The organism is Aequorivita sp. H23M31 (assembly GCF_004022485.1).
In the GTDB taxonomy this organism is placed as follows: Bacteria; Bacteroidota; Bacteroidia; order Flavobacteriales; family Flavobacteriaceae; genus Aequorivita; species Aequorivita ciconiae.
In genome coordinates, this window is the sequence record NZ_CP034951.1 from 1,265,948 (window position 1) to 1,291,774 (window position 25,827).

At 38.5% G+C, this 25,827-nt stretch carries 31 protein-coding genes; 6 read left to right on the top strand and 25 right to left on the bottom strand.

Going from position 1 to position 25,827, the window contains the following annotated elements:
* Positions 1-14 precede the first annotated feature (14 nt).
* Complete coding sequence (locus tag EI546_RS05605; RefSeq protein ID WP_128249623.1) at positions 15-893, bottom strand: hypothetical protein; 879 nt, start codon at positions 891-893, stop codon at positions 15-17.
* 115 nt (positions 894-1,008) lie between these two features.
* Between EI546_RS05605 and EI546_RS05610 the strand changes: the two genes are divergently transcribed.
* From EI546_RS05610 to EI546_RS05630, 5 genes are all read left to right on the top strand, one after another.
* On the top strand, positions 1,009-1,437 hold the full coding sequence (locus EI546_RS05610) for an FKBP-type peptidyl-prolyl cis-trans isomerase (RefSeq protein ID WP_128249624.1): 429 nt from the start codon (positions 1,009-1,011) through the stop codon (positions 1,435-1,437).
* Positions 1,438-1,574: 137 nt separating this feature from the next.
* On the top strand, positions 1,575-2,858 hold the full coding sequence (locus tag EI546_RS05615; RefSeq protein WP_128249625.1) for an alginate export family protein: 1,284 nt from the start codon (positions 1,575-1,577) through the stop codon (positions 2,856-2,858).
* A 33-nt stretch (positions 2,859-2,891) separates the two neighbouring features.
* Complete coding sequence (nirK, locus tag EI546_RS05620) at positions 2,892-4,361, top strand: copper-containing nitrite reductase (protein WP_128249626.1); 1,470 nt, start codon at positions 2,892-2,894, stop codon at positions 4,359-4,361.
* Entirely contained in the window at positions 4,362-5,144 is a 783-nt protein-coding gene (locus tag EI546_RS05625; RefSeq protein WP_410198324.1) for a formylglycine-generating enzyme family protein, read from the top strand.
* Between the two features lie 315 nt (positions 5,145-5,459).
* The gene (locus tag EI546_RS05630; protein ID WP_128249627.1) at positions 5,460-6,074 is read left to right on the top strand and encodes an SCO family protein; all 615 of its coding nucleotides are present in this window, start codon (positions 5,460-5,462) and stop codon (positions 6,072-6,074) included.
* Between the two features lie 106 nt (positions 6,075-6,180).
* Here EI546_RS05630 and EI546_RS05635 read toward each other — a convergent pair whose 3' ends face one another.
* The 23 genes from EI546_RS05635 to EI546_RS05740 all read right to left on the bottom strand — a co-directional run bounded on the left by EI546_RS05635 (position 6,181) and on the right by EI546_RS05740 (position 25,013).
* Positions 6,181-6,366 carry a hypothetical protein gene (locus EI546_RS05635; protein WP_128249628.1) on the bottom strand — a complete coding sequence of 62 codons (186 nt, stop codon included), beginning with the start codon at positions 6,364-6,366 and terminating at the stop codon, positions 6,181-6,183.
* An 11-nt stretch (positions 6,367-6,377) separates the two neighbouring features.
* On the bottom strand, positions 6,378-6,545 hold the full coding sequence (locus EI546_RS16170) for a hypothetical protein (protein ID WP_164905179.1): 168 nt from the start codon (positions 6,543-6,545) through the stop codon (positions 6,378-6,380).
* 12 nt (positions 6,546-6,557) lie between these two features.
* Positions 6,558-7,289: a sulfite exporter TauE/SafE family protein gene (locus EI546_RS05640; protein WP_128249629.1), complete on the bottom strand. Its 732-nt coding sequence runs from the start codon at positions 7,287-7,289 to the stop codon at positions 6,558-6,560.
* A gap of 176 nt (positions 7,290-7,465) precedes the next feature.
* Positions 7,466-7,912, bottom strand: a complete 447-nt coding sequence (locus tag EI546_RS05645; RefSeq protein ID WP_128249630.1) for a FixH family protein — start codon at positions 7,910-7,912, stop codon at positions 7,466-7,468.
* Between the two features lie 167 nt (positions 7,913-8,079).
* A complete protein-coding gene (ccoG, locus tag EI546_RS05650) occupies positions 8,080-9,501 on the bottom strand; it encodes a cytochrome c oxidase accessory protein CcoG (protein WP_128249631.1) in 1,422 nt (473 codons plus the stop codon).
* Between the two features lie 67 nt (positions 9,502-9,568).
* Entirely contained in the window at positions 9,569-10,450 is an 882-nt protein-coding gene (locus EI546_RS05655; RefSeq protein ID WP_128249632.1) for a cbb3-type cytochrome c oxidase N-terminal domain-containing protein, read from the bottom strand.
* Positions 10,447-10,638, bottom strand: a complete 192-nt coding sequence (locus tag EI546_RS05660; protein ID WP_128249633.1) for a CcoQ/FixQ family Cbb3-type cytochrome c oxidase assembly chaperone — start codon at positions 10,636-10,638, stop codon at positions 10,447-10,449. Before EI546_RS05660 ends, EI546_RS05655 begins: the two co-directional genes overlap by 4 nt.
* A 2-nt stretch (positions 10,639-10,640) precedes the next feature.
* Entirely contained in the window at positions 10,641-12,842 is a 2,202-nt protein-coding gene (gene ccoN, locus EI546_RS05665; RefSeq protein ID WP_128249634.1) for a cytochrome-c oxidase, cbb3-type subunit I, read from the bottom strand.
* Positions 12,843-12,856: 14 nt separating this feature from the next.
* Positions 12,857-13,063 (bottom strand): cbb3-type cytochrome oxidase assembly protein CcoS, encoded by a 207-nt coding sequence (gene ccoS, locus EI546_RS05670; RefSeq protein WP_128249635.1) that lies wholly within the window; start codon positions 13,061-13,063, stop codon positions 12,857-12,859.
* A gap of 57 nt (positions 13,064-13,120) precedes the next feature.
* Complete coding sequence (locus EI546_RS05675; RefSeq protein WP_128249636.1) at positions 13,121-15,580, bottom strand: heavy metal translocating P-type ATPase; 2,460 nt, start codon at positions 15,578-15,580, stop codon at positions 13,121-13,123.
* A gap of 252 nt (positions 15,581-15,832) precedes the next feature.
* The gene (locus EI546_RS05680) at positions 15,833-17,065 is read right to left on the bottom strand and encodes a hypothetical protein (protein ID WP_240673167.1); all 1,233 of its coding nucleotides are present in this window, start codon (positions 17,063-17,065) and stop codon (positions 15,833-15,835) included.
* 121 nt (positions 17,066-17,186) lie between these two features.
* A complete protein-coding gene (gene ric, locus EI546_RS05685; protein ID WP_128249637.1) occupies positions 17,187-17,912 on the bottom strand; it encodes an iron-sulfur cluster repair di-iron protein in 726 nt (241 codons plus the stop codon).
* Positions 17,913-18,069: 157 nt separating this feature from the next.
* Positions 18,070-18,540, bottom strand: a complete 471-nt coding sequence (locus EI546_RS05690) for a hemerythrin domain-containing protein (RefSeq protein WP_128249638.1) — start codon at positions 18,538-18,540, stop codon at positions 18,070-18,072.
* A gap of 3 nt (positions 18,541-18,543) precedes the next feature.
* Positions 18,544-18,843, bottom strand: coding sequence for a hypothetical protein (locus tag EI546_RS05695; protein ID WP_128249639.1), 300 nt, complete (start codon positions 18,841-18,843; stop codon positions 18,544-18,546).
* Between the two features lie 28 nt (positions 18,844-18,871).
* Entirely contained in the window at positions 18,872-19,585 is a 714-nt protein-coding gene (locus tag EI546_RS05700) for an SDR family oxidoreductase (protein WP_128249640.1), read from the bottom strand.
* Positions 19,586-19,603: 18 nt separating this feature from the next.
* Positions 19,604-20,059 (bottom strand): carboxymuconolactone decarboxylase family protein, encoded by a 456-nt coding sequence (locus EI546_RS05705; protein ID WP_128249641.1) that lies wholly within the window; start codon positions 20,057-20,059, stop codon positions 19,604-19,606.
* Between the two features lie 31 nt (positions 20,060-20,090).
* Positions 20,091-20,429, bottom strand: coding sequence for a carboxymuconolactone decarboxylase family protein (locus EI546_RS05710; protein WP_205649757.1), 339 nt, complete (start codon positions 20,427-20,429; stop codon positions 20,091-20,093).
* A 160-nt stretch (positions 20,430-20,589) separates the two neighbouring features.
* Positions 20,590-20,886 carry a cupin domain-containing protein gene (locus tag EI546_RS05715; protein WP_128249642.1) on the bottom strand — a complete coding sequence of 99 codons (297 nt, stop codon included), beginning with the start codon at positions 20,884-20,886 and terminating at the stop codon, positions 20,590-20,592.
* Positions 20,887-20,922: 36 nt separating this feature from the next.
* Positions 20,923-21,363: a cytochrome C gene (locus EI546_RS05720; RefSeq protein WP_240673168.1), complete on the bottom strand. Its 441-nt coding sequence runs from the start codon at positions 21,361-21,363 to the stop codon at positions 20,923-20,925.
* On the bottom strand, positions 21,350-21,676 hold the full coding sequence (locus EI546_RS05725; RefSeq protein WP_128249643.1) for a hypothetical protein: 327 nt from the start codon (positions 21,674-21,676) through the stop codon (positions 21,350-21,352). Before EI546_RS05725 ends, EI546_RS05720 begins: the two co-directional genes overlap by 14 nt.
* Before the next feature lie 10 nt (positions 21,677-21,686).
* On the bottom strand, positions 21,687-22,703 hold the full coding sequence (locus EI546_RS05730) for a cbb3-type cytochrome c oxidase subunit II (RefSeq protein ID WP_128249644.1): 1,017 nt from the start codon (positions 22,701-22,703) through the stop codon (positions 21,687-21,689).
* A gap of 13 nt (positions 22,704-22,716) precedes the next feature.
* Positions 22,717-24,534: a cbb3-type cytochrome c oxidase subunit I gene (locus EI546_RS05735; RefSeq protein WP_128249645.1), complete on the bottom strand. Its 1,818-nt coding sequence runs from the start codon at positions 24,532-24,534 to the stop codon at positions 22,717-22,719.
* 44 nt (positions 24,535-24,578) lie between these two features.
* Complete coding sequence (locus tag EI546_RS05740) at positions 24,579-25,013, bottom strand: RrF2 family transcriptional regulator (protein ID WP_128249646.1); 435 nt, start codon at positions 25,011-25,013, stop codon at positions 24,579-24,581.
* A 72-nt stretch (positions 25,014-25,085) separates the two neighbouring features.
* Here EI546_RS05740 and EI546_RS16175 point away from each other — a divergent pair, with 72 nt between their 5' ends.
* Entirely contained in the window at positions 25,086-25,253 is a 168-nt protein-coding gene (locus EI546_RS16175; RefSeq protein WP_164905180.1) for a hypothetical protein, read from the top strand.
* Between the two features lie 42 nt (positions 25,254-25,295).
* Here EI546_RS16175 and EI546_RS05745 read toward each other — a convergent pair whose 3' ends face one another.
* Entirely contained in the window at positions 25,296-25,724 is a 429-nt protein-coding gene (locus EI546_RS05745; RefSeq protein ID WP_128249647.1) for an RrF2 family transcriptional regulator, read from the bottom strand.
* Between the last annotated feature and the right edge of the window lie 103 nt (positions 25,725-25,827).

The window sequence follows — 25,827 nt, forward strand, 5'->3', positions numbered from 1 at the left end:
ATAAACACATATAATCAAATATCTATTTCAGAAATATATTTACCCACCTTATCATCAAGTTTTGCTGCAACATCATTCCGATATTTTGAGAATATATCTACATTTAAGGTAGCCCGTCTGTTGATATATTCCAATTTTGTTTTATCACGTTCAAATTCAAAAAATAGAATCTGTTTTATTTTGTTGGATGAGGAAAGGAGAAATGTACCCACTTCCATCATTATTGAACTGTTCTCCTCCACTGCGGTAGCCAATTGAAAACAGCCTTTTTGAACATCGTTCGTATTGGTTTCGAAAGCAATAAGTTTTTTGCTTTCTTTAGAAGTTTTTAGCGCGTTCAGAGTTTTAGTGATAATATTGAGATAGCTATTGCCAAAAGCGGATACCAATATATCGATTACCACATTCTCTACTTTTACAATACTCCCTTTGGCCTCATAAGTATTTACATCGGCACTTTCAACAACCCAACCTAATTTAGAAAGAACGTCAATATATTCTTGATACCATTTTAAGGTATCCCCACTTCCATTCTTATATTTTTTATTTGCTGCCATCTGGGCAAGCAGGGTACAATTAAGAACATCCTTTTGGTATTGTGGACTTACGCCTGCCACAAAAGAAACAATTGTCTTATCGGCGACAAAAGATTGTTCTGAATTTGCTAAATCCATTGCTTTGTTAAATTTGCCGCGGGTAACTCGAGGCGCAGGATAGGCGGCAATGGGATCCTGCAACTCAAGGGACTGAATAAATCGTTTGGTATCCATAAAATCGGAGGTATTTGATGAAGTAATGAATGTACGAAAATCTATTTGGCTTTTAATATTTTTCTTAAAAAATTTAAAGCCCAACTCTTTACCGTTAAGTAAGTTATGTGAAGTTATCTTCATTTTCAGACACTAAACTTTTCAAAAATCCAAAATTCCACACCCATTTCTGTGGAATTGGAAATTCAAACCTTTAGTTTTGCTCCTTATTGATTAAGTAATTGTAAAACAAAACAGTATGAATCAAGTAACAGGAAATGAAACCGTAAAACTTCACTACACAGGAAAATTGAGTGACGGACAAGTGTTCGACAGTTCAATAGAGCGTGACCCCTTGGAAGTAAAACTAGGAGAAGGACGTTTAATTCCCGGTTTTGAAAAAGGATTGGTGGATATGAAAGTGAACGAAAAGAAAACAATTAATATTCCAAAGGAAGAAGCTTACGGCGATGTCCAGAAAGAGTTGTTCCAAAAAATACCCAATGAAAATCTACCGCCCGAAATTAAACCTGAGGTTGGGATGGGTCTGGTTTCTAAAAATCCCGACGGTTCCGAGCATCAATTGCGGATTGCAGATGTAAAGGACGGATTTATTATAGTGGATGCCAATCATCCTTTGGCAGGACAGGATCTAACTTTTGATCTGGAATTATTAGAAATTAAATAAATTCATTCAGACAAATAGAAAAGGGCTGTCCAATCGACAGTCTTTTTTTTTAGTGTTCACAATAAAAAAAGACCTTTTGGTTTTGTTTTATTGACAAAGGAACCGACCTTTGCGCCATCAATTTTTCACTACATAAAATGAAAAACCTAAAGTACCTTTTTTTTCTTTTGCTTCTCTTAGTTCTCGAGCCTATGTTTGCCCAGTTTACAGTAGATGCGCAAATACGACCACGATTTGAATATCGGCATGGGTACAAATCACCTTTTCCGGATAATGCAGATCCTGCCACTTTTGTATCTCAGCGAACACGATTAAATTTTGGATACCAGAGTGAGCTTTTACATTTTTATTTGAGCGCCCAAGATGTGCGCGTCTGGGGAGAGGTATCTGGGTCCACACCCATAAACAATGATGGAATCACTGTACATGAAGCTTGGGGTGAAATTTTATTTTCACCACAGCTCTTCTTAAAAATTGGGAGACAAGAAATCGCATATGATGATGAACGGATGATGGGATCTTCAGACTGGGGACAACAAGCACGGAGTCACGACGTTGCGCTTTTAAAACTCCGACCCTCCCTTTCCTTTAAAGTGCATTTAGGAGTAGCTTACAACCAGGATAAAGAGGCTTTGACAGGAAATCTGTTAACCGATAACAATTATAAATCTTTTCAATACTTATGGTTCCATAAGGACTGGGAAAAATGGAACACTAGTTTCCTGTTTCTTAATAATGGTCTGCAATATATAGACGAACTTGATCCTTCACAAAATTCCACTCGTTATAGTCAAACCGCAGGGTTTCACATAGGCTCACAATTATCCAAAATCAATCTTAGCTCAAATTTATATTATCAGTTTGGAAAAGATTTGGCAAACAATAATATCAATGCCTATCTATTTTCGGTTCAAGGAAATTATGCTGCCTCAGAAAAGATAAAACTAGGACTTGGCGGAGAAATCCTTAGTGGAAATGATTATGGCACACCAAAAGATGGGAAAAACCATTCCTTCAATCCAATTTATGGTACCAATCATAAATTTAATGGTTTAATGGATTATTTTTATGCAGGAAATCACACAGACAATGTGGGCTTAATCGATATATTTGGAAGTGCAAATTATTCTTTTAACAGTAAATCTGGTATTATCTTAAATTTTCATAAATTTTTTGCCGCTTCCGAAATTGATTCCGATATTTCCAAGGATTTGGGTTTCGAAATAGATTTAGTAACTTCGTATTCTTTAAATAAATTCGTGGGAATAAAGGCCGGATACTCCCGATTTTTCACATCCGAAGGAACTGAAATTATAAAAAATAATTATGATGGAAACAGGAACGATTGGGCCTGGATAATGATAAGTATTAATCCCGTTCTTTTTAAATGGCAGGCTGCCGAATCTACAAACAACCTTTAATCACAATAAACCACATCTACAAAAAATCAACCTATGGATTTAATTTCTAAGAGAATTACACTAAAAAATGTGTTGATAGCAATTGGAGCGACCGCTATTTTAAGCTCCTGCGTTAATACACAATCTGACAAAACCTATGAGAACGCGGCAGACATTCCAGTAAACCAAGAAATGATCGCCGAACTTACTGCCCCTCCTTTTGTTCCCCAGCCAGTTGGTAACAGGTTAGCCAAAAAACTTATCGTTGATATGGAAATCCAGGAACTGGAGCTTGAGATGATGAACGGTGTAAGTTACCTCTATTGGACATTTGATGGTACGGTACCCGGAAGTTTTATCAGAACCCGTGTTGGCGATGAGATTGAATTCCACCTAAAAAACCATCCCGATAATAAACTCGCCCATAACATTGATCTTCATGCCGTAAACGGGCCTGGAGGCGGTGCTGAATCCTCTTTGGTGGCGCCAGGACACGAAACCGTTTTCTCCTTTAAGACATTAAATCCTGGAATATATGTGTACCACTGTGCTACAGCCCCTGTAGGGATGCACATTGCAAACGGAATGTATGGGCTTATCTTGGTAGAGCCCGAAGGTGGTCTGCCTCCTGTAGATAAGGAATTCTACATTATGCAAGGAGATTTCTACACCAAGGGACAGTACGGTGAGCCAGGGCTACAACCTTTCGATATGCAAAAAGCCATTAAGGAAGATGCTGATTATGTAGTTTTCAACGGTCACGTTGGAGCATTATTGGGTGATAAAGCGTTACAGGTAGAAGTCGGCGAAACTATTCGTCTTTTTGTTGGTAACGCTGGACCAAACTTAGTTTCGTCTTTCCACCTTATCGGTGAAATCTTTGATAAGGTTCACGTGGAAGGCGGAAGCTTGATAAATGAAAATGTTCAGACAACACTTATTCCAGCCGGAGGTGCAGTAATGATTGACCTTAAAGTTGATGGTCCCGGAGATTATATTCTAGTTGACCACAGCGTGTTTAGAGCTTTTAACAAAGGAGCTTTAGGTGTAATTGCTGCAACAGGACCAAAAAACGACCGTGTGTTTAAAGGGAAGATCCAAGAAGGTATTTACCAACCAGAGGGAGGTATTATCCAGAAAATGCCAGGAAGTGGCACTGCGGAATCTACTGAGCCTGTAGCGGCACTTAGCAAAGCTGAGAAACTGGAAAAAGGTGAGCATATTTATGCCCGTACTTGTGTAGCTTGTCACCAAGGTGCTGGCCAGGGTGTTCCTGATGTTTTCCCTCCACTTGCTAAATCTGATTACTTAAACGCAGATATTGACCGAGCAATTGATATTATCCTGCACGGTAAGAGCGGTGAGATAACCGTAAACGGAAAAAAATACAACAACGTAATGCCATCCCAATCTTTGGATGATGCACAAACAGCCAGTGTGCTAACCTATATTTATAACAATTGGGGCAATAACGGTACTGAGGTAACTGAGGATATGGTTAAGAAAGTCCGTTTAAAACAGTAAATTTTGTCTATTAAAAATATTTTAATCTTAAGTTTTATTTGGGCCGTGGCATTTTCTGCTTCGGCCCAAAATATTGATATGGCTACCATATCCAAAGGAAGTTATACTCCGCTCTACGGTAGGGATTCGTCCCAGGTTAAGGTAGAGGCTTTCCTTTTGGATGTTTATCCCGTATCCGTCTCAGAATACATCCAATTTTTAAAGGAAAATCCGAAATGGCAAAAATCACAGGTAAAAGGAATTTTTGCGGATAAAAACTATTTGAATGGTTGGGAAGGAGATTTAAAACCCAATCCAAAAACCAAAGAAGATGAACCTATAACTTCCGTTTCTTGGTTTGCAGCAAAAGAATATTGTAAATGCAAGGGAAAACGCCTTCCCACTCTTGATGAATGGGAATATGTGGCGATGGCAGATAGCAAAAGAATCGATGCACGTACTACTGAAAGTTACAATCAGTATATTTTGGATTGGTACGAAAAACCCAAGGGTAAACATGAAACTATAGGAAGTACGTTTAAAAATTATTGGGGGGTGTATGATATGCACGGTCTGGTGTGGGAATGGACCCAAGATTTCAATTCCGTGATGATCGCTTCCGAATCGAGAACGGGAGGTAACGATAACAACCTATTTTGTAGTGCAGCCGCAGTTGGAGCAACAGATTTAATGAACTACGCCGCCTTTATGCGATATGCTTTTAGAAGTAGCTTAAAAGGGAATTATTCGGTGAATAATTTGGGGTTTCGCTGTGCGAAGGATTTGGATAGTATTGAAAAGTGAGTGGTGAGAAATGAGTATTTAGAATTGATTTTTAAGAATTGAGGATATGTGTTTAGTACTTTCAGATTACTTTAGCTTTCAATCAATTATGTTCTTTAACAATTGTGTGGAAATTACGAGAATTCTGCATGAACGAATGGATTTAAGAAAAAGGATGTCTGAATGAAAATACGCAAAAGTCGTAATAGGTAGTTGTCAAGGTCGTTCATTTTAGAAAATTCCTGCCGGAATTTTTAATTTGTCGTAGAAGATAAATGCCAAACAACGCTACTAATCTTTATCGAAACCGTTTCTAAGTATTTAAAAAAATAAAAAATGAATTATATAAAATATTTTTTCCTGGTATTGGTGATAGGAATGTCTTCCTGTAAAAACAATTCGGAAGATAAAAATGAATTCGCTACAGATATAGAGAACATTGAAATTGATAATGAAATTTCAGATATGTCCGTTTTTAATCTTCCCTCTCATTGGACTACACAAGATGGGAATGATATTGAATTGAAAGATCTTCAGGGGAAAGTATTGGTAATGGTTATGATCTACACTTCTTGTAAAGCTGCGTGTCCACGATTGGTTGCAGATATGAGAAATATTGAAAAGCAGATTCCAGAAAATAAAAAGAATGATGTTCAATATGTTTTTGTAAGCATTGATCCTGAAACGGATACACCGGAGCGACTTAAAGAATTTGCGAAGGAAAATAAGATGGACGATGATAAATGGTTATTCCTTCGTGGATCAGAAGAGGATACACGCGAGTTTGCCGCGGTATTGGCAGTAAGTTATAAGGAAATTTCGCCCATCGATTTCTCGCATTCCAATATCATTAGTGTCTTTAACCAAAAAGGGGAATTGGCTCACCAGCAAGAAGGCCTGGGCGTTGACAATGTGGAAACGGTACAAGCCATTAAGGATTTGGCGAACTAATACAACGTACGAAAACGAGACTAAATTTTCTACGTCTAAAATCACTAATCCTTGAGAGTAAAATAGAATCTTCAAATAAATTAGATTCTATTTACCTTAATAAACGTCAATTCATCCTTTCAGGATTATCATTGTTCTTTTTCCTGTTGTGTACCATCTTTCTACGCTTCTTGCTCTTAGCAACGAAGTAGATTATAATCGCGATGGCTCCAAGTCCTATAAGGATTGAAACAACAGTTACTACGATTCCTCCGGTATAATCAAAAAGCGGAATATTATTTGGGATTGCCATAAAATGAGAGTTTAAAAGGTTTCCTCATCAGTAGAGGTCATTTTGTCGCTGTCTTTCTTCTTTCCACCGAAAATAAAGCTCAATACAATAACGGTAAGCACAATGCAGACCAGGGCAAAAATAATGATTAGGGTAGTTCCCATTCCCCAATCTGCAAGTGGTATTGCTAAGTTTGTCATAATCTAAAGGTTTTATTGATTAAAAATATTATTGTTGCTAATAGGCTGACAGTCTATTTCCGCATTTACAGTTTTAGAGACCGGCGTAGGCGAAACATACGGAATCCCAAGTCCAAGCCCTCTTAATATAAAAAGGCAAGCAATTACAACTACAAATACTGGAATTGCCTTTCTTATTCGCTTGCGCACTTGTACGTTTAAAAAATTTCCAAGATATACAGCTGAGGTCATTAGAGGAATTGTCCCCAAACCAAAGACTGCCATATACAGACTACCGTGCAGCGCATTACCTGATGCAATTGCACCAAATATAGCCATATAGACCAATCCACAAGGGAGGAATCCATTTAAAAACCCTATCGTCAAAAAAGTGTCAGGGGTTTTCTTTTTCAATTCTTTTCCCAAAGCGGTTTTCACTTTTGAAATCAACTTAAAAACAGGTCTTGAGAAATTGTATTTATTGAACGTTTTCTGGGGAATCAACACTACGACCAACATCAATATGCCAATACCAATGGAAAGTTGTTGCTGCATTCCAAAAAGGTTGAGACTGGTACCGACCAATCCAAATGTCAATCCCAAAATGCTATACGAAAAAATTCTTCCAAAGTGATAAAGAAAGATCTGCCCTACTTTTTTAAAATTGTTGGAACGATTAACCGGCAATAAAAAAGCAATGGGACCGCACATCCCGACGCAGTGGAAACTTCCCAGGAGGCCAAATAAGAGTGCGGTGATTAACATAATGAGTATTTAATAATGAGTATTTAATAATGAATAATTAATATTGAACAATTTTCAATATTCAATATTCAATGTTCAATGTTCAATGTTCAATGTTCAATTTCAATGTTCAATGTTCAATGTTCAATGTTCAATTTCAATTTTCAATCTTTAACGATTAATGAACAATTTTAATGTTAATAAAGAATTTCCTCGTTATACAGATAGTCTTTGCCTTTATATTTCCAATTTACTTTGGTTATCCACTTTCCTCCTACCATTCTTTCATCAGGAATCAATAATACTGGACTTGATAGTTGGATGGGCAATTCAAAATCCAATTTTTTGCTAGACGGCCTGTACATTACTACCGTCCCAGAAATTTCAGAAACATTCAGTTCCTCTGGGAAGGTAATTTCCCAGCCCTCATCCGTTCTTTTTGAACTGAGATTATGTTCGAGGTGGCTGCTGTTTTCTAAAGCATCCAATTCCTTTTGGTAGACCAATTCCTTTTGGTAGTAATCTTCGGTCACTAAATCGTAATCATATTTTTTATTGGTCATAATCTGCACCACAAAAAACATGATGAAACCAATAAACAGAACCATACCAATCACTAAACCTGTACCCCAATTAATTTTCATAGTTATGCCCGCTCAGGCGGGTATCTTTTAATTTATGTTCACTATTTTCTATATCCCTACGGGGTTGGCTGCGGCGAAATACTTCGCCAAGCTCAGCACACCGCCTAGCAGGAAAGTTGTCATGCAGTCATTCAGAACGATGAAAGCTGTAACCCGCAACCTGCAACCTACTTATAACTTCTCGGACCAATAAAACTGGCACTAGTAGTTTCTATCAATTGGTCTCCACTATACACTTCAATAACCGCTCGGTTTTTATCACCACTCAGGGCCGAAGCGTTTATCTCTATAAACAACGTCCCTTCGGTCAAACCTTGGGCAGGAACAATAATCTCGCCCTGCTTTACTGTATGGATTGTTCCCTTAGGTGATTTTAGCTTAAAATGAATATCGCCCTTTTCATTAGAGGTTTTATTTAAAAGCTTGTAGGTATAAACATTACTTATAATATTGTTTTCCTTGTGCTCATAAAGCTGTCCTGGAAGTCGGAGCACATTCGCCTCAACATCGCTCCGTAAGAACAGTAATCCTATTAGCACCCCAACCAAAATCACTAATACTGCGGTATATCCTTTTAATCTTGGTGTAAACTTAAACGGTGCTTTTTTCTCAATGTTCTCTTCACTGGCGTACCGGATAAGACCTCGTGGTAGATTCACCGCATCCATCATATCATCGCATGCATCAATGCAAGCAGTACAATTTATACATTCCAGTTGCGTTCCATTCCGAATGTCTATACCCGTAGGGCAAACATTTACACACTGAAAGCAATCTATACAGTCACCTTTTCCAGAAGCTTCTCTGTCTTCATTCTTTCTGAACTTCGCTCTTCCTTTTTCCTTTTCCCCACGTTTGTGATCGTACGCCACAACTATGGATTTATTATCTAGCATTACACTTTGCAGCCTTCCATAAGGACAGGCGATAATACAAACCTGCTCCCGGAACCAGGAAAAGATAAAGTAAAAAATCCCCGTAAAAATGAAAAGTGAAAAAAGAGTACTAAGATGATCCGCTGGACCATCCATTATATATCGCAACAGTCTGTCGCTCCCAATAAGATAAGCCAGAAATATATTGGCGGTCAAAAAGGAAATAAATAAGAAAATGGTCCATTTTAAACCTCGCTTTCTTATTTTCTCGGCATTCCAGGATTGTTTGTCCAATCTAATCTGCGCTCCCCTGTCTCCGTCAATCCAATATTCAATCCTTCGGAAAACCATTTCCATAAAAATGGTCTGCGGACAGATCCATCCGCAGAAAATCCGACCAAAGGCAGCTGTAAAAAATATAATAAACACCACTCCCGTAATCATCATGATTACAAAAATGTAAAAATCCTGGGGCCAGAAAGGATAACCAAAAATATTGAAGCGTCGTTCCAGAACGTTGAACAGCAAAAATTGATTGCCGTTTATTTTGACGAACGGTGCTATAAAGAAAAACGCCAGCAGTATATAGCTCACATATTTTCTATATTCATATAGTTTCCCAGAAGGTTTTTTAGGAAATATCCATTTTCTTTTTCCTTCCTCATTGATAGTCCCTATACTATCCCTAAACGCTTCGTTTTCTGGAGTGTCCAAAATTGTACTGTTTTGTTGATTCTGCTAAAACCAGTTATTTTCCTAGAATACTCTAAGTTGTTTTGTATTAATTTTCAGCAGTCCAAAGGTCTCCTTCGGGAGCTTTTGGATCTGCCGGAGTTGTACCACCCAAACTGATTACATAACTTGCAACCTGGGCTATTTCTAAAGGTTTTAAATCCGATTTCCAAGGAATCATTCCCTTTCCAGGACGACCACCTTCACTAATAGTGTGGTAAACATCTTTAATTCCACCACCTAAAATCCAATATTCATCAGTTAGGTTAGGACCAATTCCTCCTCCTCCGTCATCTTTATGGCAGGCGACACAGTTTTCCCCAAAAATTACTTTTCCGGCAGCAAGATCTTTTGAATCTGTCAATAGCTCAACGGTATTGGCGTCAATCAAATCCTTATTGTTTTTCTTATATTCCTCGAAATCTGCTTTTGCTTGCGCCAATTCAATTTGATATTCTTCGATTTGAGTTGTGCCATCAAATACGTGGTAGCGCAATAAATAGATTACTGCAAACACGATTGAAGCATAGAACATATAAACCCACCAAGGCGGTAGATTGTTATCAAGCTCGCGGATTCCGTCGTAATTATGGTCCAAAACAATTTCCTGTTCCTTTTCAATTGGTTTGCTTCCAAGAGATTTTTTATACATTCTTTCGAACCAACCATATAGGGCATCCTTTCTTTTCTCTTCTGCAAGCAGGTATTTTTCCTGTGATGCAGGAGTAAGACCGGCAAAAAGAACCCTTTGCAATGCCGCAATGACAACCTCCAATACAATAGCCAGGAACAAGATCAAGGCTAGGATACCCCAAATAATAGGATATTTTACAATGGCCATTTGATCTCCAGCATCAATAAAGAATTCAAATATAAAGAAGGCGAAAACCATATAAATGGCCACCCTAATATATGCTACAGTGTTTTTCATAATTCTTCTTCGTTTAGGTTGTTGTTTTCAAGTGGGATATTGCTCACTTCACGAATATGCTCTTTTTTTGCTGTAATAACCCAATAAAACAGTCCGACAAAAAAGATGAAAAATATAAGAAGCGAGATCATTGGATAAATCTGAACGTTATCGATGTTTTCTAAATTTCCTTTTACAAATTTTAGCATACCTAGTCGTTTTGAGCTGATGCGTTATCAGCATTTTCCATTTTTATATCTGTACCTAGACGTTGCAAATAAGCAATCAGGGCAACGATTTCGCGATCTTTCATCTCTACAAACTCTTCGTTGTTCTCTGCTGCATATTTCTTATCGGCTTCATAGGAAGTTACAAAATCAGGATCGCTGTAAAGATTCTTCTCGATTTTGGCTCCTTGCTCGTCCATTAACTGCTGAGCGTTGGCAATTTCTTCATCAGAATACGGTACCCCCAAGGTAACCAATGCATTCATTTTACGCTCAGTCATACTTTTATCCAATCTGTCCGTAACCAACCACTTGTAGGAAGGCATAATAGATCCCGAAGATGTACTCTGTGGATCGTACATATGGTTTAAGTGCCAGTTATCTGAATACTTTCCTCCAATTCTGTGAAGATCTGGTCCGGTACGTTTACTTCCCCATAAAAATGGATGGTCATATACGTATTCTCCAGATTTGGAATATTCTCCATATCTTAATACCTCGCTTCGGAAAGGTCTGATCATTTGAGAGTGACAGGACACACAACCTTCCCGGATGTAAATATCGCGACCCTCCAATTCCAATGGCGTATAAGGTTTCACACTTGCAATTCTAGGTACATAATCATCTACCATCAAAGAAGGAATGATCTGAACTGCACCTCCAATTAAAATGGCGATTGTTGCATAAATAGTAAGTTTAATAGGACGTCTTTCCAGCCAAGAGTGGTAGCCTTCACCGGCAGTCTGTAATTTGGTTACAGGTACAAGTGGGGCAGCTTCTGCAAGTTCATCTGTTACTGCACTACCTTTTTTGGCAGTCATAATAATATTATAGATGGCGATACAAGCTCCCAAAATATACATTGATCCACCAATAGCACGCATCCAGTACATCGGAGTAATCTGAATCACGGTTTCAAGGAAGTTTGGATATTTTAATGAGCCATCAGCATCAAATTGGTTCCACATAGACGACTGCATAAATCCAGCAACGTACATTGGGAGGGCATACATAATAATCCCCAGCGTCCCAACCCAGAAGTGTGCATTGGCGAGCTTTACGGAGAATAATTTTGTTTTGAAAAGTCTGGGCACCAACCAATAGATCATACCAAAGGTCAAAAATCCATTCCAGGCAAGTGCCCCTACGTGAACGTGGGCAATAATCCAGTCGCTAAAGTGGGCAATAGCGTTTACGTTTTTTAAGGAAAGCATCGGGCCTTCAAAAGTTGCCATACCGTAGCCGGTAATTGCAACAACCATAAACTTCAACACCGGGTCTACGCGAACTTTATCCCAAGCTCCACGAAGTGTTAAGAGTCCGTTTATCATCCCTCCCCAAGATGGAGCAAGAAGCATTACGGAAAAGGCTACTCCCAGGTTCTGTGCCCACTCAGGAAGTGCGGTATATAACAAGTGGTGAGGACCAGCCCAGATATAAATAAAAATGAGTGACCAGAAGTGAACAATAGAAAGTCGGTATGAATAAACCGGTCTATTAGCTGCTTTTGGAACAAAGTAATACATCAGTCCCAAGAAAGGTGTAGTAAGGAAGAACGCTACCGCGTTATGCCCGTACCACCATTGCACTAAGGCATCCTGTACCCCGGAATAAGCTGAATAACTTTTAAGCGCACTAACCGGAATAGCCATACTATTTACAATATGCAAAACGGCAACGGTTACCCAAGTTCCAAGGTAGAACCAAAGGGCAACATATAAGTGACGTTGGCGTCTTTTTACCATTGTCATTATTAGGTTGATACCGAAAGCTACCCAAATAATTGCAATGGCAATATCTATTGGCCATTCCAATTCGGCATACTCTTTTGTTGAGGTATAACCAAGGGGAAGCGTGATGGCGGCGGCAACAATTATGGCCTGCCATCCCCAGAAGTTAAGGTTGCTAAGTGCATCACTCCACATTCTTGCTTTAAGCAGACGCTGTGACGAATAATACACCCCAGCAAATATGGCATTCCCAACAAAGGCAAAAATTACCGCGTTGGTGTGCAATGGACGTAAACGACCAAAGCTAAGCCATGAAATACCTTCGGTCATATTGGGGAACAAAAACATAAAGGCCAAAAGCAAGCCCACGGACATCCCTATAAGACCCCAGAATAAGGTTGCATAGATGAACTTCTTGACAATCTGGTTGTCATAATAAAATTGCTCTGTTTGCATAATAATTGGTTGATTTATTTCTTTTTTAAGTTTTCGGTTTTTTCGGAATTGTGATTTTCTTTTGGTGATTTCTCTTTTACAAGCTCATCCTCAAATAACATGCGCACGGAAGGCGTATAGGTATCGTCATACTGGCCACTCTTTACCGAATAGATAAAAGCGACAAAAAATATGACGGCCACCAAAATACTGATTGCCAGCAACATGTAAATTATGTTCATTTCTGAAAATTATGGTTCAAAAATATCTTTGAATTTCGCGATAGGCTATGACAAAAATCAATTTTTCTTATTTAGATTCATTCTTAGTTTCTTTCCCGCATTTTGAGACGCAATGGTAGTAAAAACTACTATACTGATCGAACTTAACGGCATCAAGATCGCAGCGACTACTGGTTTTAAATGACCAGTTACCGCAAAGCTTAAGCCTATAAGATTATAAAAAAGTGAAAATAAAAATGCCCAATTTATAATCTGGGTAGCTCTCTTTCCCGCAGTTATATAGGCAGCAAAGGCTTTAAAGCGTGAGGCGTCCAAAATTCCGTCGCAAGCTGGGGAAAAGACATTGGTGTTTTCAGAAATAGCAATTCCCACATCACTTTGTTTTAGGGCTCCCGCATCATTAAGTCCATCGCCAACCATCATCACCGTTTTTCCCTCTTTTTGAAGATTCTTGATAAAGTTGAGTTTATCCTCCGGTTTTTGGCCAAAATGCATCTCTGTTCCCACTGGAAGCAATTGTTCCAAACGAGATCTTTCTCCGTCATTATCACCCGAAAGAACTACCAATTTTTTCTTTGCAGCTAAGCTCTCAAAAGTAGCTGAAATTCCATCGCGGTATTCACTATTGAAAATATAACAGCCCTTATAATCTTGGTCTGTACTGATATGGACAGAGGTTCTGTTTTTTTGCTCTGCAATAAATGAATCTTCAGGAGTATTTTCATCTTGATGATTTACAAAATCGTAAGCTCCAATTTTAATGGATTTCTGTTCATATTTTGCGGACATCCCCTTCCCTACTTCTTCTTCAAATTCATCTGGAGTGAGGATGTTGTTCTTTTCCAAAATTCCATATAAAGCTCTGCTTAAAGGATGGTTGGACGCTCGTAGGGTACCGGTAAGTAGGTTTCGCTCCTCTTCAGTAAGTTCGATACCTTCGTAGGTAATAAAATTTTTCTCGTTGGTAGTAAGCGTTCCAGTTTTGTCAAAAACAATGGTATCGATTTTCGCCATTTGCTCAATAACGGAAGCCTCTTTTAAGTATAACTTCTCACGGCCAAATATTCTCAGGAAGTTTCCTAAGGTAAAAGGTGCCGCAAGGGCAATAGCACAGGGGCAAGCAACTATAAGTACCGCTGTAAACACGTTGAAGGCTTTGGATGGATCTACTACCATCCAGAACAAAGTGGAGAGGAAGGCAATAGTTAGAATACTGATGGTAAATCGTTTGCTGATGCCATCGGTAAGCGATTCAAAAATTCCTTGATGGTTTTTGCTAAACACGTCGTTGCTCCAAAGCTGGGTAAGGTAGCTTTGTGAAACAGGTTTTAGGGCTTCTACTTCAAGTATTCCCGCTTGCTGTTTTCCTCCGGCAAAAAGTTTATCGCCACTTTTCTTCGCAATAGGTTCGGCTTCACCGGTTACAAAACTGTAATCAATCAATGCATTTCCTTTTATGAGAATAGCATCGACAGGAAGAATTTCGTTATTTCGAACCAATAACCTGTCCCCTGTTTTTACGGTATAAACCTCGGCTTGTTCCTCTGTAATCTTTCCGAAGGAATCTTTTACCAATCGTGTAACGGCAATGGGGAAATATGATTTATAATCTCTTTCAAAGGAGAGATAGGAATATGTTTTCTGCTGAAAAAATTTCCCAAGTAATAGGAAAAATAGAAGTCCGGCAAGGCTGTCAAAAAAACCGGTACCCCAATCCATTACGATATCCAGGGTACTTCGTATAAAAAGAACCGCAACACCTAAAGCAATTGGAACATCTATATTCAGTATGCGTGAACGCAATCCTTTGTATGCAGAAATAAAATAACCGCTTGCAGAATAAAATACCACTGGCAGGGAAAAAGCAAACATCAACCATCTGAAAAATGGCTTGAATTGATCCAACCAGAAATCGGAATCTTCAAAATATTCCGGAAGCGTGAGGAACATAATGTTTCCAAAAGCGAATCCTGCAATAGCAAGTTTATAGATAAGACTTCGGTCAACGGATTTTTTCTTCTTATCGGAATCTTCAAGGGAAATATAGGGCTCATATCCAATTCTTGTCAATAAAACAACGAGAGACTTTAAGGAACTTTCGGTTGTTTTAACGTCCGAAGATTCCATCGTTGAATTTGAAAATGTGATACGAACCGTTTTTTCGGGAAAATTAACTTGAGAGGATTTGACGTTCGGAATAAGTTTATCCAAATTTTCGAGCACCCAAATACAGCTACTACAGTGAATGGATGGTATAAGGAAAGAGACTATCTGGGTATTTCCATCATTGAATTCCAAGAGTTTTTCAACTATGGCTTCATTGTCCAGAAAATCATATTTACCAGCTACTTCATTTGGAGAAATTCCGGGAGTGGATTGCAGATCGTAATAATACCCAAGTTCATTGGCGTGCAAAATTTCATATACCATTTTGCAGCCTTGGCAACAAAATGATTTTTCCTCGTGCTTAATCTCAACATCAAGGCACGAATCTCCACAGTGGAAACAATTTGCCATCCCTAAAATTTTTGCTTTTTACCCGCGGCAAAGATGGCACAATTAAAGAAGATTTGAAATGATAATTATCAGAATGATAATGAAGCAGGATTTTGAAAATAATCCTATCCTAAAAAAAACTTGTAGAAACATTTAGGTACCGTAAATTCAACGAAGTTTTTTTGCATTGCCCAACCACTTCGCCTTCGCTCAGGGCGGGCTTCAACTAGAAAGTCTAGAGAAAATGCTTAGAACAAGATTTCATTGAAAATATTAATTGCCGAGATTTTTCAATGGCCAAACTTTCGTATCGCGAATATTAGCAAAAAATAGTATGCCAATGGCAACAGGAAAAAGACAACTTAGCACAGCTAGAAAAATGTAATATTCTGCAAAAAATGGTAGTCCTATCCAAAAGGCTGTTGCTTTATAAAAAATAAGGATTTCCGTAGTGGCAAAAGCTATTAAAAATAGCCATACAAAACTTTTGGACAGCTTTAATAATTTGAAGTATTTTAAAAATGCAATTAAGGTAGTGATGATAATACCAAGAAAGACCAAATGCAAGTAACCGATCACGAAATCCTTGAGACGATATGCCAAATTTGCCATGTACGGATGCGCGGAAATAAGTTGCATTAAAAGTTTTACTCCCATTAAAACAAAGGCGATTTTTAAAAACAGCCAAGAGTATTGTCCAAATTCCCTTTTAATTATTGGGAAACCTGGTTTAATAATCCCATAAAGATCGGAGAATGCCAGCATCTGGACTACAGCACCGATTCCTCCTAAAACGTAGAATATTTTTGGAGGTTGAAACCAGAGTGCAGAAAGAAAGAACGTTGCAATCCCGCCAAAATTAAAGAGATATAGAAATGATTTTAGATTCTGCGGATTAAACTGAACCCCCTTCTCCTCAAAAAAGAAAAACAAAATTCCTAAAAGACCAAGAATAAACCAGGCGTTGTATTGAAAATGAAGATAGAAATAAATTGATGTTTTATACCATATGGAAGTTGGACCCAAAGTGGACATCACCCCCCCAATTGCCCAGGGTCCTATGCTAGAAAACACCAGATACCACAACGCAATTTTAATCAGTCGCCACGAAAAACGGGTTTTGAAATGTTCTGGCACATATTTCATTGCAAACCAAGCGAACCAATAGGAAGCAAAAAGGAATAAAGTAGAAAAGATGATTGAGAACAGAGCGTATCCTTGAATGGGAAAGGTAATTATCATTCCCAAGATACTTATGTTGGTAACGTAAAATATGCGACTATAAAGTTTGGGTTTATCTGCGGATTGGAGGAAGATCCTATAGATCAAAGTGGTTAGTCCAAGATAGACCCAACCCAGGAGGGCTGTATGGGAATGGGCGTGAAGCAAAAACTTATGATTGATGGGAAGTGGCGTTACTACATAAAATCGAAGAAGAATTCCCATTAAGGACACTATCAAAAAATAGAATAGCGCAATTACAATATGCTTCTTAAGATTTATCACCCGGCAAAATTAAAAAAACAGTCCGGATGTGCACGCTAAAAAGCATACTTCCTCCGGACTGCTAAAAACCAATCAAAATGTAAATAAAAAAATCTTTATAAAATATAATCGGGAGTTAAAATTAATTGGATTGTAAGGTCTTTTCAAGCTTTAATGCTTTTGGAAAAAGGATATTATTTTCCAAATGAATATGCTGGTGAAGATCTTGCTCAAATTCGTCCAATTTAGCAAAGAATGCTCGGTAAGTATTGCAAGCTCCTTGTGGTGGTGTAAAACCATTGCTCAATTCGGAAATACGTTTTAGGTAATTTCCTGCTTCTTCGTGCTCCTCTTCCATCATATGGATTGGGTTTTCAACGGACCCGAAATGAGTTGAGGGTACTTCTGTACCTTCGGCTTCTGCCTTAACTAACTTTTTAATGAATGGAAAAAGGATCAATTCCTCTTTACGTTGGTGACCTGCCATTGCCTGAACCAATTTAATAACCAATTCCTCAATTTCAGCCAATTCGGTATAATGACCTCCATGAACGTGATTTACTCTTTTTGCGTACTGCAATAAAAGGGGACTGTTTTCCTCCACATAATGGTGGTGCACATTTACAATATGGTCTGCCAGGAAATCCAATTTCCAGCTATTGTAATCAAGAGCTCTATCGGGAGTAGAATTCAAATTTTGTAATTCACCTATTAAAACAGAAGGATCGATTTTAGCCTTTTCGCAAGCGCGTTTAATACTTATTCCTCCACCACAGCAAAAATCAATTCCGTGTTTTTTAAATATATGTGCTGCTTTTATGTTTTCTGTAACCACGTCGGCTACCGTTCTTTCTTCTAGTGTACTCATCTTTCCTCGATTTTTGAATGAAACTTTGTTTTAAATACGACGCAAATGTCCGATTTAGTAGAATAAACTTATATGATTTAAATCATATTATGACATTTTTATCAGAAATTGTTTTAAAAATTTTTTTCAGTCTTTCAACTGCTTAATTATGATTATTTTACTCGTCCCAAAAAGGATCGGAATATTCTTTTACCTGCTCGGTCTCTTCATGGATTTCCTCCACTTTTCTCAGTTGTTCTTCGGTAGCTACTTTCTGGATTTCGTTGAAGAGTATTCGTTCCTCAAATCTAATATGGGCATCCAGTTCCTCCTCTAGTCTATGGAGCGTTCTTTCAGGATCCGTTGTATCCAAAAAAAGACGCTTTATTCGTCTGTGCTCTTTTAGGGCCCGCTCCACCAATTCATTTCCTGGTTCCATAATGGGAAACAGGTATTTTTCTTCATCGCTAAAATGTGGTTTTATCTCGTTCTTGTAAAACCAGGTAGCAAACTTCATCATTCTCTGGGGATCTATATTTTTGTTGAACCCTTTTCGAATTTTCCAACTAAAGAGCAATCCAAAATGATGCTGTCGGCTAAGTGGTTGTAAGGCTGTATGCCGTTTTATAGGTTTTTTCTTCGTATCCATATTTTATGAATTTTCAATAAATCTAATTCGTTTACCCCCACAATCAGGGCAACGTTCTACTATTCTCTTTTTATTTTTGAAACCATCCACATGTTCTACCATAAATTTACCAACCTTTACATTTTTGTCAATATGGTTTTTTACATCTATCTGTTTATCATGACGCACAATACGGGTTTGTGAGCCAAACTCATTATAACCCCAACAGAACGGACAATTGGCTACATCTTTGGGATTTTCAACAGGCCCATCTCCCTTCTTATTCTTTGAAAAATTTCCAAATAAACGTTTTAAAAATCCCATATCTATTCCGTTTTCATTAGAATCTCCATCACTCCGGCGCTTTCGGATTTAAGGGACGAATGGTCATCTCGCTTATCAACATATTGTCTGGAGTTTTAAGAACGTGAAGCACCGTTTCCGCCAGATTTTTGGGCTGCAACATATTGTGGTGGGCATCGATTCCAGAGCTCTTAAAAAATCCAGTATCGATAGAGCCTGGGTTCAAACAGCTTACTTTAATATCGAATTCTCGCAGCTCCTTAAAAAGTGATTCGCTAAAACCGCTAATTCCATATTTGGTCGCTGAATACGCTGCACCTTCAGCTCTGGTCGTAATTCCTAAAATAGATCCTATATTGATAATATGGGTAAATCCTTTTTTTGGCTTCATCAACTTCACTACTTCAGAAGTGATATTGTACATACCATTAAGATTGGTATTTACCATATTGTACCAATCTTCGGATGGCATTTCATCAATTTTTCCAAAGGAGCCGACTCCGGCGTTATTTACTAAAATATCTGGAGAATGGCTTTCAGAAAAAGTATTCCCGATCCATTTCTTAATTGGTTCAGATTGGGTTATATCTAGTTTTACGGGGATGAATTGCTCTCCCAAATCATTTTGGAGGGAATGTAAAGAATCAAAATTTCGTCCCAGACCATAAACCGTGGCACCTTCCTGAATTAAAGTTTCGGAAATTGCCGATCCCAGGCCACTACTGGCACCTGTAACTATGGCAATTTTCGATTTAATTTTCATAACTGAAACTGTTTTCTGCTATTTGGGCTTATAATTTCCCACTTCATTTCTGAAACTGATTGCCAAGCGGTTCCATCCATTGATGGCAACAATGGCCATCGTAAGTGCTATCATCATTTTATCATCAAAGTGCTTATTTACTTTTTCATATAATGAATCACTAACCTCATTTTCAGAAATTAGGGTCAAGGCTTCTGTCCATTCTAGAGCGGCCCGCTCCTTTTCAGAATAAAAAGGAGTTTCTCTCCAAGCGCTCAATCCATAAAGACGCTGTTCGGTTTCCCCTTGGCTCCTCGCATCCTTAGTGTGCATATCTATACAATAAGCACAGCCATTTATCTGTGAAGCGCGGGTTTTTACCAGTTCGAATATTGTCATATCCAAACCTGAACCGGCCACATATTTTTCCATCTCCAAAAGACCTTTCAGGCTTTCGGGAGCTATTTTGGAGTAACTTAATCTTTCCTTATTCATGATTTCTACATTTCAGAAAGTTCTTCAAGTTTTAATGCTTGTGCTTTTCCATTTCCTCGACAGCCAAGGAAGCATGGGCATAAGCGGCACCAGCACGCATTTCGGCAGCCACCCAGATGGCTTCCATTATTTCTTCTTCCGAAGCGCCTTTTCGCATAGCCTGAGGGGTGTGGGCACGAATACAATAGGGACATTGGGTAACGTGGGCTACTGCGACGGCAATTAGCTGCTTTGTTTTTTCATCCAATGCACCAGCCTGAAAAACCGTTTTACTGAAATTTCTCCAAGCTTCAATATTTTGAGGTGCAAGAGAAGCCTTTTTCTCTATCATTTCGCGCGTTGTCTTTGGGAACATATCTGAATTATCCATACTATTTATTTTTTAAAATTAATCTTCATGAACCTGTCCAACTTGGAATAATGGGTGCTTATTTTACGTCCTTTAAATAATGTATTTTCTATTATAAAGCAGATAGGATCACTTTTATTTAAAATTAAAGGTTATTCTGACCAATGTCAAGTTAAAGTCCTTAATCTTCGAACTCAATAGCAGAAGAAGTTTCCATAACGGCGATAGCGTGAAAATCTGAAACCACCTTTAAACTATGGGATACCATTTTTGGAATAATAAAAGTTCCTCCCTGGGAAAGTTTGTGTTGGCCATCTGGCATTACCAATAAGGATTCGCCACTTAGTACCACTATTACTGCTTCCTTGGTGCTGTGATGCAGGGGCATTATCATTCCAGCTTTTGCTGTAATATTCAATGTTTTGAAATGCTCTCCGCTTTGGAGCAAAGTCATTTCGGGTTTATCTGAGTTTTCCATATTCCTTTTTTATTTAAACTAAACCCTTTATTGCAATCAGAAAAAGGATTTATATAAATCTTGACGGAAGTACATTACAACGTAATATAGACCGTAGGCTATAATGATTATGAGCAACGCCCATATCCATGAAGGTATCGCTTTTGGGTTTTCCGAACCTCTTATAATAAACTTATCCTTTGTTTCACTTCCGTAAGCGTTTATGATAATTGGTGTTTGTGTGTCTATTACCTCATTATCCTTTAAGCCCAAGACAGAGATCTCTGGACCGTTTCGCACTACAAAAGGAATGATTTTTATTCCCTCGACCATACTGGAGGACTTCGCTACTATTTTTAAAGTATGTTTTCCATCGGGAATTTTTGTGGTGTCCAATACAAATTTTACCGGTGGAGAGAATTCGCCAAAAGGTTCAACCTCGTCATCAAGGAAAACCTTTATTACTCTTGTATCTTCAATGTTTTCAGAATCCTTCATCTTTTACTATATTTTTAATGTGCTCTGGATTATTTTCTCCGGGTTTAAATAGATATTTGACACTCATCACTAGCGTAAATATGACTATCATAACCGCAACTCCAATGATAATTGAATCCAATAAACGATTGGAATTTTGTAAGTTTCCAGTTGTGCTTGCCGGTTCCGTTTCACATAATAATTGCGCCATAGCTGTATTTGGGAAAAAAAATACCAACAATACTATAAATGGAATTAATCTAGAGCTAAACCGATAAATTGGGTTAGTCCATTTTTCCAAAAAATTATTGTTTTTAAATTTATCAATCTTCATATTCAGAAACTTATCTATTTTTAAGGAGAGAGTCCCTAACTTTTTTAACAGCCTCCACTTCTACGGGAGAACCGGTATTACCCCAACTGGTGCGTTCGTGGGTCATAATTGCAGCTATTTCCGCATCGGTAAGTTGATCCCCAAAGGGTGGCATTGGTCCGTAACCCTCTTTTTCGTGATATCCCATCAGGATAATACTGATCATTTTTGAAGGATCCTCATTATTTACAATATCGCTTCCCGCCAAGGGTGGGAAAGCTCCAGCTACGCCTTTTCCCGTGCTCTGGTGACAAGCAGCACAGGTGCTCATAAACAATTTTTCGCCATCTAGACTTGAAGAAGGGGCACTTGGTTCGCCTACAATCTTTTTATCAGTTTCTTTCACTTTTTTCAAGGGAATAAATTTCACCTCAACGCCTTTTGGCAGTTCAGGTTGTTTTAGAAATTGCATATAGGCTACCAAATCCTGCGCTTTTTGGGTAGCAACGATTTTCACTCCGGGTTTATTAAAAAATTCTTTCGATACTGGGACCACCACATCGGCATCGGTGATTTTCGCACTGTCCTTTTCCGTAAACAACCATTTAAAAGCTGGCATAATTGACTCCTCAACTACGATCCGTGGATTATAAAAATGAAGGTAATGCCAAGCTGCTCCAGGTTGTCTGTTGCCAATATCTGTAAGGTCTGGACCGGTACGCTCACTTCCCAAAACAGAAGGAGTTGCTCTCCAAATGTCCATTCGTTGCTTATTATAATAATAATCCTCAGGAACGGAAGGTCTTTTTCCCCACATATTGTCCATTTCAATATTTCTGACCTGTTGCGTATGGCAAGCAACGCAGCCTTCAGCAATATAAACTCGTTGGCCCTCCAGTTCCTGTGCAGTCATCTTGGGCTGATTGGGAAGAGGTTCATAGTCTTGCATTTGAAAAGCGGGAATCACTGCAATCCCGATACTCAATAATAAAAACACGCTAAACGCTGTAATTACAAGTGCTTTATGATCTGTATTAAAGTCAAGCATAATTTAAATTTTACTAAAGGTTTATTGATTCTCCTTTTACGGTTTCTATATTCGCGGGTTCGGGCCTTATCATTTTGTCTTTCTTCACCATATAATAAAAATTATAGGCAAAGACCAAGTGCGAGATAAACATAAGGGTACCCCCAACGGCACGCCATACCCAAAATGGTTTCATCAGTATTACGGATTCTAGGAAAGGGTGACCGTCAATCCAGCTTAATCCTCTTAGGGTTCCTCCAACCATTAAGGACATCATATATGCGAATAGCCCTATAAATGCAAACCAAAAATGGGTACCTACCAACAACTGTGGGGGCTCTTTTCCTGTTAACTTCGGAAGGATGGTATAAATACACGCCCATAATATGAAGCAGATTATACCGTACATCGTCATATGCGAGTGGGCTACGTTAAAGTCGTTAAAGTGCCAAACCATATTCGTAAAGCGGAAAGCTTGTAAACTACCCTGCATAGAACCAACGAAGTAAAAAACTATTCCCACTAAAAAAAAGGGCAATACATAACTTCTGGAAATATGACTGAACCTTCCTTTCATTGTCATTAAAAAATTTGTGGTACCGGCAACAACTGGTATGACCATTCCCACACTAAAAACAATCGCCGTAGTCTGAAGCCACCAAGGCAACGGACTAAAGATAAAATGGTGTGTACCGATCATGGTATAGAACAGCATTTGCGTCCAAAAGGCCAAAACTCCTAGAGAGTAAGAATAAATGGGTTTATTTAGGGTCGCAGGAAGATAGTAATATATTAATCCGAGTGTAAAAGTCATAAACCACATCCCTACTCCCATGTGCATATAGTATCCTTGGGCAACCGTTTCGCCCATACCATCTTGATAGAATGGCAAATAAGCAATAATGGACAAAACAATGGTCCATAATAAGGAAGCCATCATAAACCAGTTTGCGATATAGATTTCCGAAATTTTTCTGGTGGCAACTGTTTTGTAGAAATTATGAAAGGTAATGATCAGGGCAATCATAAACAGAATCATAATTGGCCAGATGTACTCTCTATATTCTCCCCCACCATTGTTGACTCCGCTTATAAGAGCGATGTTTCCGAAGAGAACGGTAAGGTTTATTAATACCCAAGCAATGCGGGCATTTCGATAGCTAAAAATTTTATTATTTGAGGTCCTTGCAACTACAAAATACCCCAAGCCAATCATGGCGAGAGAAGCCCAACCCCAGAAAACAGTATTGGTATGGACTGGTCGCAACCTTCCAAAGGATAGTCCAGCGGCACCATCCAGGTCAGGCCATACAAACTTCAAACCCAAATACTCACCTACCAAGGTCCCGAACACCAACCAGAAAACCGATGCGGCCAAATAGTAGATGACGATGTTTTTCAGCTCTTTTGGAGTTTCAATACTTATAGGAGTTTTCTTTTTTTCCGCGAAAAAAGAATTGTGTGGATCTTTCTGAACTCTTTGTACAAGTCCTTTGGTGTCCTTGGCTTTGTTTTCGCTTCCAAGCTCATTCCCTTTCAGCTTATAGGAAAGGGCATTTTTTCTTTGCTCCAAAACCTCGTCGATTTCATCGCTGTCAAGTTTCCAGAGCTCTTCATTGAATTCTAGTTTTGATAGATGAATCTTTTTGCTTTTTAAACGGTTCAGGTAGTCGTTAAGCTTGACAAAAAGGATGAAGAATGATATGAGCAGAACTATTAGCAATAAAATGAATGTACCTATTACACCGGGACTGAACATCCAGTCTTCGCTATTATTTGCGGCCCCCTGAGCGAAACTAGCCACAGGTGTAAATACCAAAAGAAGATAAAATAAAAGTTTACTTTTTTTCATAGATTTAATTTATGACCATTTTGTCAGAATTTAGAAAAAATATTTTAACGTTTCAGGCAAGTTCCATCAAACTCAAGCCCATTTGCCAACTCCTCAAGACTTGTGTTTTCAAGCATGACCTTAAGATCACTTCGAATTCCCACAAATTTATGGTGCATGGGACAAGGCTGACGAGCGTCGCAGGATTCAAATCCCAAGGCGCATCCCTGATATATTGAGACTCCATCAATAGCAGAAACGATATCGCTTAATTTGATTTTCTGTGCTTTGCCCTTCGCAATTTCAAATCCGCCGGTGGGACCCTTCAAGGAATCGAGGATATTCTCCTTAGCCAACTTGTGCAGGATTTTCGCGGTGAATGCTTCAGGTGAACTTATATTATGTGCGATGTCCTTAAGGCTGGTGCGAATACCCATGGCCGATTGCGAGGCAATATAAACCGATGCTTTTATTCCGTATTGACACGCTTTGGAAAACATACCTCAAATAGTTTCCGCAAAGATATACAAAAACCTATTTCTGACAAGGATGTCAGGATTAAAAATTTTAAATTGAAATATAATATTGTGGGATATAATAATAGTCTGATTTCTGAAAGATCAAGAGAATATAGAGGTCTTCCTACAGAGGATCAAGGGGACTCGGTTTTTCTCTATATTAAAGAGCTAAAGTCCTGTCCACATCCCGAAAAAACATCGTCAATCAACGGACATCATTAAACTAACGTCCTATTAAATGGAAATCTTGCTTTAGTGTCCTAATTATACTTTCAGATAAGTTTCACCTTCGTTCAGATCCATGGCGAGACCGATAACCGTAGTATTCTCACACATATCCTTCAGTCCTCCACGAATATCCATAAATTGGTCATGAACAGGACAGGGATGGCTTGAGGAGCACTCCGCAAGACCGAGACAGCAACCATCAAATATGGAATAGCCATCAATTGCGGCGACAATATCTATAAGTTTAAGTTCGGAATCCTTTTTGAGATAGAAGCCTCCATTGGGTCCTTTTTTGGATAAAATAATTCCTGCTCTTGCCAACTGTTGGCAAATCTTAGCAGTAAATGGAACAGGTGAATCGACGGCTTTAGAGATTTCAGCAATATTGGGCCTTAAGTCCTTTTGAGATTCTTTTGCAATAAACAGTACAGCTCTAATACCGTATTCACAAGCTTTTGAGAACATAAATCTTCATTTTCTTCAAATGTAAACAATATCGCCTTTCGATTGGAAGAAAAGTCTCACTTTTTAAGGGTATTAAGTTCATAAGCCAAGAGTCTCTCCATTT